Consider the following 13,814-nt stretch of genomic DNA (forward strand, 5'->3'; position numbering starts at 1 on the left):
CATCCCGGCCGGGATCGGCTAGACCCGGCCGGACAGGAACGAAGCACGAATCTGACCCATGCCGGATGACATCAAGTCCCTTCCGCCGAACGGCAATGAGCGTGAGACGCGCCTGGCCGATGCGCTGTCGGAGCGCTATCTGGCCTATGCGCTGTCCACCATCGTCAGCCGGTCCCTGCCGGATGTGCGGGACGGTCTGAAGCCGGTCCATCGGCGGCTGCTCTACGCCATGCACCAGTTGAAGCTGGACCCGGCCTCCGGCTTCAAGAAATGCGCCCGCATCGTCGGCGACGTGATGGGCAAGTACCATCCGCATGGCGACAGCAGCATCTACGAAGCCCTGGTCCGCCAGGCGCAGGAATTCGCCGCCCGCTATCCGCTGGTCGAGGGCCAGGGCAATTTCGGCAATATCGACGGCGATAACGCCGCGGCCATGCGCTACACGGAAGCCCGGCTGACGGAGGTCGCGCAGGCGCTGCTCGAGGGGATCGAGGAGAACGCCGTCGATTTCCGCGCCACCTATGACGGGGAGGAGAAGGAGCCGCTGGTCCTGCCGGCCGCCTTCCCGAACCTGCTGGCCAATGGCGCGGCCGGCATCGCGGTGGGCATGGCGACCTCCATCCCGCCGCATAATGCGGGGGAGCTCTGCGGCGCCGCCATCGCGCTGATCAACAACCCCGACGCCTCGGTCGATGACCTGCTGGCCCATGTGAAGGGCCCGGATTTCCCGACCGGCGGGCTGATGGTGGAATCGGCCGACAGCATCCGCGAAGCCTATGTCACCGGCCGCGGCGGCTTCCGGCTGCGCGCGCAATGGAAGACGGAGCCGCTGAAGAACGGCACCTGGCAGATCGTCGTCACGGAGATCCCCTACCAGGTCCAGAAGTCGCGCCTGATCGAGCAGATCGCGCAGCTGATGGAGGAGAAGAAGCTCCCGCTGCTCGGCGACGTGCGCGACGAGAGCACGGACATCGTCCGCCTGGTGCTGGAGCCCAAGACGCGGGCCGTCGACCCGAAGATGCTGATGGAGACGCTGTTCCGCAATTCGGCGCTGGAGACGCGCTTCCCGCTGAACATGAACGTGCTCGACGCGGATCGCACGCCGCGCGTCATGGGGCTGAAGGAGGTGCTGCGCTGCTGGCTGGACCACCGCCATGTGGTGCTGGTGCGGCGGTCGGAACATCGCCTGGCGGCCATCGCGCGGCGGCTGGAGATCCTGGACGGCTACCTGATCGTCTACCTCAACCTCGATGAGGTGATCCGCATCGTCCGCTATGAGGACAAGCCGAAGGAGGCGCTGATGAGCACCTTCTCGCTGACCGATGTGCAGGCGACCTCCATCCTTGACATGCGGCTGCGCGCGCTGCGCAAGCTGGAGGAGATGGAGATCCGGAAGGAGCACAAGAAGCTCTCGACGGAGCAGAAGCGCCTCCAGGGCCTGCTTTCCAGCGAAGCGAAGCGCTGGGCCGCGATCGCCGAGGAGGTGGCGGAGACGCGCCGCAAATTCGGCGAGGAGACAGTGCTCGGCAAGCGGCGCACGGAAGTCGGCGCGCCGCTCGGCGAGATCATCGTCGATGAGAACGCCTTCGTGGAGCGCGAGCCCATCACCGTGATCCTGTCGGAGAAGGGCTGGATCCGCGCGCAGAAGGGTCACCTGGCCGCGGATGCGGAGCTGCGCTTCAAGGAAGGCGACGCGCTGAGTTTCGCTTTGCACGCCGAGACGACGGACCGCATCGTGGTCTTCGCCACCAACGGCAAGGCCTTCACGCTCAAGGCCGATGCCATCCCGCGCGGCCGCGGCGATGGCCAGCCCGTGCGCCTGCTGCTCGACCTGACGAATGAGGATGATGTGGTGACGATGTTCGTCCACAAGGACGGCATCCGCTACCTCGTCGCCGCGCAGGATGGGAAGGGCTTCCTGGTGAAGGCGGATGACCTGCTGGCGGAGAAGCGCACGGGCAAGCAGGTGCTGGTGCTGGAAGCGGGGAAGGAAGCCGCCTGCTGCAAGGTGGCGGATGGCGACATGGTCGCGGTGGTCGGCGACAACCGGAAGCTGCTGGTCTTCCCGCTGGAACAGGTGCCGGAGATGACGCGCGGCCGCGGCGTGCAGCTGCAGGGCTACAAGGATGGCGGCCTCGCGGATGTGCAGGTCTTCTTCGCCAAGGCCGGGCTGCGCTGGAAATACGGATCTGGCGTGCGGACGGAAACCGATTTGCGGGAGTGGCGCGGCAACCGCGCCGGCGCCGGCAAGCAGCCGCCCAACGGCTTCCCGCGGAGCAACCGGTTCGAGTAGCCGCTAAGCCTTGCCGGCTTCCAGCACATCCATGGTGCGGGTGAGGAAGTCGAGGAAGGCGCGGACCTTGGGGCTGGTCCCGCCTTCCGCACTGAACAGCGCATGCAGCGCGATGGGGCCGAGCGGCGCGCCCGGCGTGAGGTCCACCAGATCGCCCCGCGCCGCCGCCGCGCGGCAGAGGAAGGCCGGCAGCCAGGCGGCGCCGGCGCCGGCCATGACGATGCCATGGCGCACCAGCGGCTCCAGCGCCTCCATCCGCCGCACGGGGCGCCCTTCCTCGAAGGCCACGATGCTGCGGTGGTGGCCGAGTGGCGCGGCCTCCGCCAGCCCGGCGTCGCGGATCAGCGCCACGGCCACGTCCGGCGCCAGGCCATGCAGCGCGGCGGGGGTGGCGTAGAGCCGGACCTCGCTGTTGCCGAGGCGCCGGGCGATCAGCGAACTGTCCTCCAGCGGGCCGACGCGGATCATCACATCCGGCTCCGCGGCCTGGGCGCCGACCGGCACGGGGGCGACATCCAGCACCACCGTGACGCCGGGATGGGCGGCGAGGAAGCCGGGCAGGCGCGGCGCCAGGAAATGCGTGGCGAAGAGATGCGGCGCATTCACCCGCAGCACGCCGCGCGGCGTCACCAGCGATGCCTGCACCGCCGCCGCCGCGCCATCGATCAGCGCCGCCACCTGGCGTGCATGGTCCAGCAGCACGCGGCCCGCATCGGTCAGGCGGATGCCATCCCGCCCGCGTTCCACCAGCATGGCGCCGGCCTCCTCCTCCAGCCGCGCCAATTGCCGGCTGACGGAGGATTTGGGCCGGCGCAGCACGGCCGCGGCGCGGGACAGGCTGCGCGCCTCCGCCACCCGGAGGAAGACGCGCAGGTCGTCGCTGTTCAAGGGGCCGCCCCGTTCCAGGACGGGAACGGCCGGTTCCGCCGGCGTGGCTGCCAGGGCGCGGGCAGGGGGGCCAAGTGATCCGCCGGTGCAACAGCCAGGGACAATGCTTCCATGACCTCTCCTGCCTTGCGGCGCATGGCGCCGGACAGCGCGGCCATCGCCTATGTCGACTACGTCACCGGGCTCGATAACCTCATCACGACCATCCCGGGCCCGCAATTCCGCAACAACATCCAGGCCTTCGCGAAATTCAGCGGGCTGTTCGGCCTGCCGACGGCGGTGTTCGGGGAGGAGAACGACTACTACGGCACCTTCCTGCCGGAAATCCGCGCGCTGATCGATGCGGGGGCGGCCACCTTCCCGCGCAGCACGCCATCGGGCTGCACGCCGGCCTTCATGGAATGGCTGCGCGCGACGGGGTGGCGGGACGTCATCATCGGCGGCATCTCGATCGACAACTGCACGCTTCACACGGCGCTCGACCTGCTGCGGGCCGGCTACAACGTGCAGGTCGTGGTCGACGTCTCCGGCAGCAACAGCAAGCTGGCGGAGGACATGGCCATCCAGCGCCTGGCGGCGGCGGGGGCGGTGAATGCGGGGTGGCTGAACACGCTGACCGAACTCGGCGCGGATTTCGCGGGGCCCTTCGGGCGGGGGATGATGGGCATCATCCAGGCGCACTGGCCGGCTTCCACGGTTGGGGAGGTCTCCGACACCACGCCGGACGGGCACGGGATGCAACTGCCGCGCGCCTGAAGCGCCGCGGCGGGGGGTCAGCCGGTAACGCTGACCCTCTCATGCCCCTCGGTGGCGGCGCTGTCCGCGCCATCCTCCGGCAGCACGCGCCAGACGCCGCCGGACAGCGTCTCGCTCAGCCGGTAGCGGGCCTTGTAGGCCATCTTCGGGCTCTGGGGGACCCAGTAGCCGAGATAGACGTAAGGCAGGCCGAGCCTGCGGGCGCGCGACACCAGCCAGAGGATGGCATAGGTGCCGAGGCTGCGGCGCGTCTCCTCCGGCGCATAGAAGGAATAGACGGCGGACAGGCCATCGCTCAGCCAATCCGTCAGGCAGGCGCCGAGCAGCCGGCCGCCGCCGTCGCGGAATTCGACGACGCCGGTGGTGATCGGCGTGTCCTCCACCATGGCGCGATAGTCGTAGAACCCCATCGCCGCCATGTCGCCATCGCCATGGCGGGCACCCTGGTAGCGCTGGAACAGGGCGAATTGCTCGGCGCTTGCCCGCGCCGGCATCTCCGCCGTCACCAGGTCGGCGTTGAAGCGCATCACCTTCCGCTGGGTGCGGTCGGGCGTGAAGGCATTGGCGACGATGCGGATGGGGATGCAGGCGCGGCAGCCCGGGCAGACCGGCGAATAGGCGATGTTGTGGCTGCGGCGGAAGCCGGCGCGGGACAGCCGGTCATGCAGCGCTTCCGCATCCCCGCCGGCCAGTTCGGTCACGATCTTCCGCTCCGTCCGGCCTGCCAGATAGGGGCAGGGCAGCGGCGCGGTGGTGTAGAAGAATTGCGGACGGCGGGTGGCGCGCTGGAGCATGTCTGTCAGGCTCTACTGTCCGCGCTGGCCGCTGGCAAATCAACCATCCTCCGCGATGAATCGGCCCTGGCGCCCCTCGGGCTGCAGTGCCGCGGCCCGCACCACGAGGGTGTCGGAGAAGAGGTCATGTAGGGTGCGGGAGCGGGAGGAGAAGAAGGCCGCGAGCAGCGGCACGCCGCCCGCCGCCCAGGACAGGGCCAGCAGGGTCGTGCTGGTGAAGGCCTGGCCGAAGCTGGGATGGCCCGTATCGGATTCGGACCGCACCACCAGCCCCATCAGCGCCTGCCCCGGCGTGGCGGAGAGCGGGGAGCCGATGGAGAGCGTGCCGTAGAGGATGGGCAGCACCAGCCCCCATGGCAGCAGGAACAGCCCGCCCGCCAGGCCCAGCGTGAACAGCGCCAGCAGACCCGTGCCGCCCCAGACCAGCCAGGACAGGATGAACAGGATTGCGCCATCGATCAGCCAGGCGAGGACGCGCCGGCCGATCACACCCTCGAAGGGGGGCGGCCGGTCAACGGCGTCGCTGGCGCGGTTCTGGTTCACTCGGCACTCCGGCGGCTTCGGGCTTCAGGCGGATGGTCCCGGCCACCATGGCCGGTTCCCGTCCCAGGCGCACAACGTCACCATCCCGCCAGCGTTGCAGCAGGTCATCCCAATGCTGTGAAAAAGGGTGGCCCGACTGGCCGGTGGCGATGATCGCGACCGCGCCATCGGGATCGCCGAGGTCGAAGGCCGCGCGCAGCCCCGCGCCATGCAGATGGGCATAGGGCGTGTCCCCGCCGCCCCGCATGCCGCCGCGCGACAGCGTCTCCCCATCCCCCGGGCTCGGCGCCGCCAGCCGCGTCATGCCGCCGAGGATGGGGATGAAGCGCAGGATCGGTTGTTCGAAGGTGGCGAGATGGGCGCGGCCCCAGGCCCATTTGGCGGGGTCGCCGCCCTGGGCGGACTCGATCTCCGCGGTGGCCTCGACCAGGGCGCGGGCCAGGATCGGCGCGCAGCCCGCCGCGCCGCACCAGGCGGCGCCGCGGGCGGGGTCGGTCAGCAGCAGGCGGGTGAATTCGGGGCCGGCGCTCGTGCCCTCCGGCGCGCCGCCCTGGGCCAGCGCCAGGCGGCGGAAGGCGCGCAGCCAGGCGTGGTAGATCATGGGCTGCGGCGCCTCCGCCCGCATCGCGCCATCCCAGTCCCGCAGCAGCGCCTGGGCGCGGCCGGGCAGGCCGGGGGGCGGGGGCACGGCCAGCAGGGCGGGCAGGATGTCGCGTGCCAGCAGCGACACCACGTCGTTCTGCATGGCGGCGAAGCCGGCGAGGTCATGCTTCGGCCGTTCCGCGAGCAATTCGCGGATCCGGCGCAGGCGCCAGTCGCCATACCAGTCCACGCCCAGGAACACCGGATGATCCGCCGGCGCCGGGCGTGAATTGGCATTGGCGATCTGCCCGCTGGCCGGGTTTTCGATGTGGGGCATGGCGTCGAAGGGCACGAAGCCGGTCCAGTCCATGCTGCCATCCCAGCCGCGGGAGGGCAGGCGCCCATCCCCCGCGCGGCGGATCGGCGTGCGGCCGACCAGGTATTGCGCGATGCTGCCCTCCGCCGAGGCCACCATCAGGTTCTGCGGCGGGCTGGTGAACAGCGCGGCCGCGGCCCGCGCCTGCGCCAGCGTGGTGGCGCGGTTCAGCGCCAGCAGCGCCTCCGCCGCCGTGTCGCGCGGCGCGAGGTTGGCCATGGACACGGCCAGCACATGGCCCTGCGCCGCGGCGATGCCATCGAGGCCGGAGATCACCGGCCCGTGCCGCGTCTCCCGCACAAGGAGCACCTCCGGCTCCGCCCGGCCGCGCACGGCGATGCGTTCCTCCCGGATCGTGAAGGGGCGGGGGCCGTCGGGGGTCTCGTAGGAATCGGCACCGGAGAGGCGTTCGACGAAGACGTCCTGCGTGTCCGAATGGGTGGTGGTGAAGCCCCAGGCCAGGCGCTGGTTGCGGCCGATGACGATGGCCGGCACCCCCGGCGCGCTGGCGCCAGCGCGGAAACTGCCATCCGGGAAGTCGATGCGGGCGAGGTACCAGAGGATGGGCGCCTGGAAGCCGAGATGCGGGTCGTTGGCCAGCAGGGCCGCGCCCGATGCGCTGCGCGCCCCCGTCACGGCCCAGGCGTTGGAGGCACTGTCCGGCAGCGGCGCATCCACGCCGAAGACCGGCACCGCCTCCAGGATGCGGGCGAGCGGGACGGCGCCCGGCAGCGCGGCCAAATCCGGCCGCCCGGCGCTGGCATCGCGCGGCCAGAGGTCATCCAGCCGGTCCGCCGGCAGCACCTGCGCCTGGCGGGCGTATTCCAGTTCCCGCCGCCAATTGCCGGACAGCCACAGCCCCATGACCTTGCCCCAGAGCAGGCTGTCCACGGGCCGCCAGGGCTCGGGTTCGCCCAGCGCCAGGAATTCCGGCGCCGCCAGCCGCCCGCGCGCGGCGATCAGCGCGTTCACGCCTTCCGCATAGGCGTCCAGTAGGTCCCGCGCCTGGGGTGAGAGCGCCGCGAGGTCTGATTCGGCGGATTGCACCAGGCCGAGGGTGCGGGAGAAGCGGTCGAGGCGGAGCGCCGAGGGGCCGGCGATCTCCGCCAGCCGCCCGGCGGCGCCGCGGCGCATCGCCTCCATCTGGAACATCCGGTCCCGCGCATGCAGCCAGCCCAGCGCCACGGCCGCATCGCGTTCGTTCATGGCCTGGATGCGGGGGATGCCGTGTTCGTCGAGGGTGATGGCGACGGCGGCGGAGAGCGTCGGGATGCCAGGCTCCTCCCGCGAGTCGGGAAGGCTGGAATTGACCATCGCAAGGCCGAAGGCCACCGCGATGCCCGCGAAGATGACCAGCAGGATGAGAAGGCGGCCGGCGAGGCTGAGGGCGATGCGCATGGCCGGGGAGATGGACCGCCGGGGCGGGAAAGGGAAGCGGCGGCCCTTGAACGATGGGGCCGCCGCCGCGGGATCAGCCCTTGCGGGGCGTCCCGATCGCGTCCAGCCGCTTCACGAAGGCATCCCGTGCGGCCTCGAAGCTGTCTTCCAGCTTTGATGGCAGGGTGTCCGCATTCTGCTGGTCCACATACCAGGCGCCGCCCGTCTCCGCTTCCTCATCCAGCCGGCGGAGGAAGCCGATGGCGGCGATCGCATCGCCGCGGCGGTGGGAGAGGTAGCGGTCCACCGCCACCGCCTTGCTCCGCTGCCGCCCGCCGACCTTGGGCTTGCCGTCGGACCCCGTGAATTTATGCGGCTGGCTGGTGCCCTCCGGCGGGGAGAGGTTGAAGATCCCCGCCAACTCGGTCGCCAGCGCCGTCAGCTGCTCCACCGCCGCCGTGGTGGCGGTGGCGGCCGCCGCGCTGCCGCCGCGCGTGGGCGCGGGCGGCGGGGGCAGGTTTTCCAGCATGGCGCGCGCCTGCGCATGCAGCTTGGACCGCTTCGGGTCGGCCAGGATGCGTTCGGCATTGGCGCGGAGGTTGGCGAGTTCCGCCTTGTCCTTGCCGGCGTAGTTGGAGGATCCGCTCACGACATGTTCACCATGATGGTCTTCTTATGCGTGAAGTGTTCCAGCATGGCTTCCAGCGAGGCCTCCTTGCCGAGCCCCGAGGACTTCACGCCGCCGTAGCTGAGATTGGCCTGCACCACGAGGTTCTGGTTGATCTGCACCAGCCCCGCTTCCAGCCGGTGCGCCAGGTCGAGGCCCACCTTGAGGTTGTTGGTCCAGAGCGACGCGGCCAGGCCGTAGTCGCTGTCATTCGCCTCCGCCAGCACGGCCTCGGGATCGTCGAAGGGCTGGATGACGGTGACGGGTCCGAAGATCTCCTCCCGCACCAGGCGGGACTTGCCGTCGAGGCCGGTGAAGATCACGGGCTGGATGAACAGGCCCTTCCGCAGCGCCGGGTCGGTCGGCATGGCGGAGCAGACATGGGCCGTCGCCCCCGGCGTCGCGCTGCCTTCCGCGATATACGCGCGCACCTTCTCCAGCTGGCCCTCGCTGACGATGGTGCCGATGTCGGTCTTCTCATCGAGGGGATCGCCCATGACCATGGCGTCCACCGCCTTCTTCATCTCGCCCACGAAGCGGTCGAAGATCGGGCGTTCCACATAGATGCGCGACGCCGCCGTGCAGGACTGGCCCTGGCGCGTGAAGCGCATGGAGGTCAGCGCGCCGGACACCGTCTTGTCGAAGTCGCAGTCGGCGAAGACGATCATCGGCGACTTGCCGCCGAGTTCGAGGGTGACGGGGATCAGCTTCTCGGCCGCCGCCTTGGCGACGATCTTCCCGGTCTCCACGCTGCCCGTGAAGGTCACCTTGCGGACCTTGGGGTGGCTGACCAGCGGCGCGCCGCATTCCGGGCCGAAGCCGGAGACCATGTTGAAGACGCCGGGCGGCAGGATGCGGTTCATGATCTCGCAGATCCGGAGCACCGCGAGGGGGGCTTCCTCCGCCGACTTCACCACCACCGCATTGCCCGCCACCAGCGCCGGCGCGACCTTCAGCGCCATCAGCAGCATGGGCACGTTCCAGGGGATGATGGCGCCGACGACGCCCAGCGGCTCCCGCACCGTCACGGACAGGACGTTGGGGGCGAAGGGCACGCTTTCGCCCTTCAGCTCGGACCCCAGCCCGCCGAAGAATTCGAACACATCGGCGACGACGTTCGCCTCGACGCGGGATTCGGTGCGCAGCGCCTTGCCCGTCTCCAGCGCGATCAGCCGGCCGAGTTCGTCCACATGGGTGCGGATGGCGGCGGCGCAGGCATGGACCAGGGCGCCGCGCTTGCGGGCGGGCACCTTGGCCCAGGCCTTCTGGGCCTCCACGGCATCGGCCACGGCGGCATCCACATCGGCCGCATCACCCTCCGCGGCGCGGGCAACCTCGGCCCCTGTCGCGGGATTGACCACGGCGAAGGTCTTGCCGGACCGGGCGGGGACATAACGTCCGCCGATGAAATGCACGCCGGACAGCGCCTTGGCGAGGGCGAAGCAATCGGTCGTCGGGGCATCCGGGGTCGGGTGGGGCAGGTCGAGCATGGGTTTCCTCCGCCGCAAACACGGCACTATAAGCGCGGGCCGCACCATGCGTCGCCCGCCGGCCGGCGGCAATGCTGCGGTTTGATGCGCGAAATCCGGGCAGCCCGCCTTGGGCGCCTGGCCAATGATGGATTGAAGGGGCGATTGACTGATGGAGAAGGCACCGAGCGGGCCGCTGCGCGGCCTCAGGGTCCTCGATCTGACCCGGGTGCTGGCCGGGCCGACCTGCACGCAGATGCTGGGCGACATGGGCGCCGAGGTGATCAAGATCGAGCGCCCCGAATCCGGCGACGACACCCGCGGCTTCGCGCCGCCGGTCTGGCCGGGCACGACGGAAAGCGCCTACTTCCTGGGCGTCAACCGGAACAAGAAGTCCCTCACCCTCGACATCGCGAAGGAGGAAGGGCAGGCGATCATCCACCAGCTGCTCGAGACCTGCGACATCCTGGTCGAGAACTTCAAGGTGGGCGCGCTGGCCAAGTACGGCCTCGGCTTCGACCAGCTGAAGGCGAAGTATCCGGGCCTGATCTACTGCTCCATCACCGGCTTCGGGCAGACCGGCCCCTACGCCCCGCGCCCGGGCTATGACGCGTTGATCCAGGGCATGGGCGGCGTCATGTCCCTGACCGGGGAGCCCGAGGGCCTGCCGCAGAAGGTGGGCGTGCCGGTCGCGGATCTGTTTGCCGGTCTCTATGGCTGCATCGGCATCCTGGCGGCGCTGCGCCACCGCGAACGCACGGGGCAGGGGCAGCAGATCGATATCGGCATGCTCGATACCTCCGTCGCCTGGCTGGCCAACCAGGGCATGAACTACCTGGCGACCGGGGAGAACCCGCCCCGGCTCGGCAACCAGCATCCGAACATCGCGCCCTACCAGGTCTTCCCGACCAAGGACGGGCACATCGTGCTCTCCGTCGGCAACGACCCGACCTTCGAGCGGTTCTGCAAATCCTTCGGCTGCGAGGCGATGCTGGAAGACCCCCGCTTCGCCACCAATGCCGAACGCGTGGCCAACCGGGACGCGGTGACGGCGACGCTGACGCCGGTGATGCAGTCGAAGACCACCGCCGAATGGGTGGCGGCGCTGGAGGAGCGGAAGATCGGCTGCGGCCCGATCAACAAGCTGTCCGACGTCTTCGCCGACCCGCATGTGAAGGCGCGCGGCTGCACGGTGGACCTGACGCTGAGCAACGGCGCGGCGGTCACCGTCATCGCCAACCCCGTGCGCCTGTCGGCGACGCCGGCGGATTACCGTATCGCGCCGCCGCTGCTCGGCGAACACAGCGAGGAAGTGCTGACCGGCCTGCTCGGCATGACGGAAGCGCAGGTCCAGGCGCTGAAGGACAAGGGCGTCGTCTGAAGGACGCGGGATATCGTCTGAGGGCGAGGTCGCACGCTACCCCCACCCCGACCCTCCCCCGCCAGCGCGGGGGAGGGAGCAACTGAGGACCTTCCCCGTGCGCCACGGCCATCTGCGTTACCTGCTGGCCGGGGCCTTCCACCGGATGGCCTGGGTGGAATGGGGGCCGGCGGACGGCGCGCCCGTCATCTGCGTGCATGGCCTGACCCGCAACGGGCGGGATTTCGACGTGCTGGCGCAGGCGCTGGCCGGGCAGGGGCGGCGGGTGATCTGCCCGGATCTGCCCGGGCGCGGGGCCTCCGACTGGCTGGCGGAGCCGATGCTCTACCAGCCCCCCAGCTATGTGGCGGCGCTGGCGCATCTGCTGGCGCGGATCGACGGGCCGGTCGATTGGGTCGGCACCTCGCTCGGCGCCATCTGCGGCATGGGGATCGCGGCGGCGAAGGGCCACCCCATCCGGCGCATGGTGATGAACGACCTCGGCCCCTTCGTGCCGCAGGCCGCCATGGCCCGCATCCGCGACTACATCGCGGAGGTGCCGCGTTTCGCCGATCTGGCGGCGCTGGAAGCCCATCTCCGCCGCGTCCATGCCCCCTTCGGCCGGCTGACCGATGCCCAGTGGCGGCACCTGGCGGAACATTCGGCCCGCCCCGCCGGCGATGCCGGCCTGCTGCTGCACTACGACCCCGCCATCGCCACCCCGATCCGGGCGCAGGAGGCCCAGGCGCTGGACATGCGCTTCCTCTGGAACGCGCTGGACCTGCCCATCCTCGCGATCCGGGGCGCGGAGAGCGACCTGCTGCTGGCGGAGACGGCGGCGGAGATGGCGACGAAGCCGGGCGTGCGGCTTGAGGTCATCCCCGATGCCGGTCACGCGCCGGCGCTGATGGACCCGGTCCAGGTCGCGATGGTCGCGGACTTCCTGGGCTAGCCCCGGTCAGGTTGCCGCCGCGCCTGGCGGGGGTTCCGCGCTGGGCCGCCGCCGCCGCACCCAGCCGGCGACCCCGCGCACCACGATCCCCGCGCGCCGCTTGATGTCGCGCAGCCCCTCCTTCGCCTCCGCCCGCCAGAAGAAGGGCTTCACGGGGTGCCACAGCATGTCCGGCCGCCGCCCCATCCGGTAGAGCGCCGGCTTGAAGACCAGCGTGCCGGGGGCGAGGTGAACCTGCCGCGGGCAGTTCAGGTAGAAGCGGCCGCGGTAGCGGTCCGGCGTGAATTCGCCCTCACCCCCCAGATCCACCACCGACAATCCCCGCGCCAGCGCCACCGTGCCCCAGGTGGCTTCGCAATGCCCGGCCCAGCCGGCGCGATAGGCACCGTCCATCGCCGCCACCATCGCGCGGCTCGCGCGGAAGATCGGCAGGAAGACGCGCAGCGTGCGGTCCTCCGCCAGCGGTTCCGGCGCCGACAGGCTCGGCCAGTTGAACCAGGCGGGATCGTCGCGGCGGCGCAGGACGGAGGAGATGAGGAGGTCCGCGTCATCGCCCTCGAAGGCGCGCAGGAAGCGGGACCAGGGCCCGCTGAAGCGGACATCGTATTCGACCGCCCAGTAATGGTCATGGCCGGGATGGGCGAGGAAGGCGTGCAGCGCGATGAGGTCGGTATGCCCGCCGCGCCAGAGATCCCAGTCCGGCCCGGCCGACTTGCCGGGATAGGCGGGGCTGCGGAGGTCGGCGGTCGGCACGATGTGGTGTGCGACCCGCGCCAGGCGCTTCGGGATCGCCACGCGCGGTGCCTGGTGGAAGGCGACGATCGGCGTGACATGCGGCGGGCATCCCGCCGCGACCTGGCGGAAGGCGGCTTCGCACCAGCGGTCGAAGAAATGGGTCTGGAAGACCAGCAAGACGCGCGGCTGCCCCTGTTCCTGCACTGATCCCTGCCCTGGCCCTGGATGCCGGCGGAACACGCGGGCGGGCCGTGCCGTTCCGGCATCGCTCCGTCACGAAAGCCGGAGGGTGGAAACCCCGGCCCGCGATGCGCGTCGTGCCCCCGTCGTTGCAGGGCGCGACCTATCCGCCCGGGGAGATCAGGCATGGGGACCAGCAGGCCAGACCGATGCCCGGGCGCGGATGCGGGATGAACACGCTCGCCCCGCCCGGCGCCGGCATCCGCTTCCAGGAGACGCCCGTCGCCGGCTGCTTCATCATCGATCCCATCCGCCGCGGCGATGATCGCGGCTTCTTCGCCCGCGCCTTCTGCGAAGCGGAGTTCGCGGCCGCGGGCGTCGAATCCCGCTTCGTGCAGGCCAATAACTCCCTGACGCGCAAGCCCTTCACGCTGCGCGGCCTGCACTACCAGCTGCCCCCGGCGGCAGAGGTGAAGCTGGTGCGCTGCCTGGCCGGCGCGCTGTTCGACGTGGTGGCGGATCTCCGCCCGGACAGCCCGAGCCACGGCCAGTGGTTCGGCGCCACGCTGACGGCCGAGAACCGGCAGATGATGCTGGTCCCCCGCGGTTGCGCGCATGGCTTCCTGACCATGGCGCCGGATACGGAGGCGCTCTACCTCGTCAGCGCGCCCTATGCGCCGGCGCAGGAACGCGGGCTGCGCTGGGACGACCCTTTCCTCGGCATCGAATGGCCGGAGGATCCGGCGGAGCTGTCGGCGAAGGATGCCGCCTGGCCGGCCTTCGATCCCGCCTTCCATGGCACCGACCAGCTGCGCGGCCTGATGTGACGGGCGGGGACAGGA

Annotated in this window: 12 protein-coding genes; 5 read left to right on the forward strand and 7 right to left on the reverse strand. The window is 70.5% G+C overall.

The window, feature by feature from the left end:
* Positions 1-58: 58 nt before the first annotated feature.
* Positions 59-2,293 (forward strand): DNA topoisomerase IV subunit A, encoded by a 2,235-nt coding sequence (gene parC, locus BM041_RS12790; RefSeq protein ID WP_092960029.1) that lies wholly within the window; start codon positions 59-61, stop codon positions 2,291-2,293.
* A 3-nt stretch (positions 2,294-2,296) separates the two neighbouring features.
* On the opposite strand, the gene BM041_RS12795 is transcribed toward parC, so the two are convergent.
* Positions 2,297-3,181, reverse strand: coding sequence for a LysR family transcriptional regulator (locus tag BM041_RS12795; protein ID WP_175533902.1), 885 nt, complete (start codon positions 3,179-3,181; stop codon positions 2,297-2,299).
* Positions 3,182-3,292: 111 nt separating this feature from the next.
* On the opposite strand from BM041_RS12795, the gene BM041_RS12800 reads away from it, so the two are divergent.
* A complete protein-coding gene (locus BM041_RS12800; RefSeq protein ID WP_092960031.1) occupies positions 3,293-3,937 on the forward strand; it encodes an isochorismatase family protein in 645 nt (214 codons plus the stop codon).
* Between the two features lie 17 nt (positions 3,938-3,954).
* On the opposite strand, the gene BM041_RS12805 is transcribed toward BM041_RS12800, so the two are convergent.
* The 5 genes from BM041_RS12805 to BM041_RS12825 form a co-directional block, all read right to left on the reverse strand.
* Positions 3,955-4,731, reverse strand: coding sequence for an arginyltransferase (locus BM041_RS12805; protein WP_092960033.1), 777 nt, complete (start codon positions 4,729-4,731; stop codon positions 3,955-3,957).
* A gap of 39 nt (positions 4,732-4,770) precedes the next feature.
* A complete protein-coding gene (locus BM041_RS12810; RefSeq protein ID WP_092960035.1) occupies positions 4,771-5,274 on the reverse strand; it encodes an RDD family protein in 504 nt (167 codons plus the stop codon).
* Positions 5,243-7,630: a penicillin acylase family protein gene (locus tag BM041_RS12815; RefSeq protein WP_092960037.1), complete on the reverse strand. Its 2,388-nt coding sequence runs from the start codon at positions 7,628-7,630 to the stop codon at positions 5,243-5,245. The genes BM041_RS12810 and BM041_RS12815 overlap by 32 nt, the downstream gene beginning before the upstream one ends.
* Before the next feature lie 73 nt (positions 7,631-7,703).
* Positions 7,704-8,258: a hypothetical protein gene (locus tag BM041_RS12820; protein WP_092960039.1), complete on the reverse strand. Its 555-nt coding sequence runs from the start codon at positions 8,256-8,258 to the stop codon at positions 7,704-7,706.
* Complete coding sequence (locus tag BM041_RS12825; RefSeq protein ID WP_092960041.1) at positions 8,255-9,766, reverse strand: aldehyde dehydrogenase family protein; 1,512 nt, start codon at positions 9,764-9,766, stop codon at positions 8,255-8,257. The genes BM041_RS12820 and BM041_RS12825 overlap by 4 nt, the downstream gene beginning before the upstream one ends.
* Before the next feature lie 151 nt (positions 9,767-9,917).
* Here BM041_RS12825 and BM041_RS12830 point away from each other — a divergent pair, with 151 nt between their 5' ends.
* Together BM041_RS12830 and BM041_RS12835 are read left to right on the forward strand one after the other, a co-directional pair.
* Positions 9,918-11,126, forward strand: coding sequence for a CaiB/BaiF CoA transferase family protein (locus tag BM041_RS12830; protein WP_092960043.1), 1,209 nt, complete (start codon positions 9,918-9,920; stop codon positions 11,124-11,126).
* A gap of 97 nt (positions 11,127-11,223) precedes the next feature.
* Positions 11,224-12,057, forward strand: a complete 834-nt coding sequence (locus tag BM041_RS12835) for an alpha/beta fold hydrolase (RefSeq protein WP_342713790.1) — start codon at positions 11,224-11,226, stop codon at positions 12,055-12,057.
* Positions 12,058-12,063: 6 nt separating this feature from the next.
* Here the strand turns inward: BM041_RS12835 and BM041_RS12840 are convergent, their stop codons facing one another.
* Positions 12,064-12,969, reverse strand: coding sequence for a hypothetical protein (locus tag BM041_RS12840; RefSeq protein WP_139226045.1), 906 nt, complete (start codon positions 12,967-12,969; stop codon positions 12,064-12,066).
* 233 nt (positions 12,970-13,202) lie between these two features.
* Here BM041_RS12840 and rfbC point away from each other — a divergent pair, with 233 nt between their 5' ends.
* On the forward strand, positions 13,203-13,799 hold the full coding sequence (gene rfbC / locus BM041_RS12845; RefSeq protein WP_217648708.1) for a dTDP-4-dehydrorhamnose 3,5-epimerase: 597 nt from the start codon (positions 13,203-13,205) through the stop codon (positions 13,797-13,799).
* Positions 13,800-13,814 lie beyond the last annotated feature (15 nt).

The sequence above is a fragment of the Falsiroseomonas stagni DSM 19981 genome (assembly GCF_900114315.1).
GTDB lineage: Bacteria > Pseudomonadota > Alphaproteobacteria > Acetobacterales > Acetobacteraceae > Falsiroseomonas > Falsiroseomonas stagni.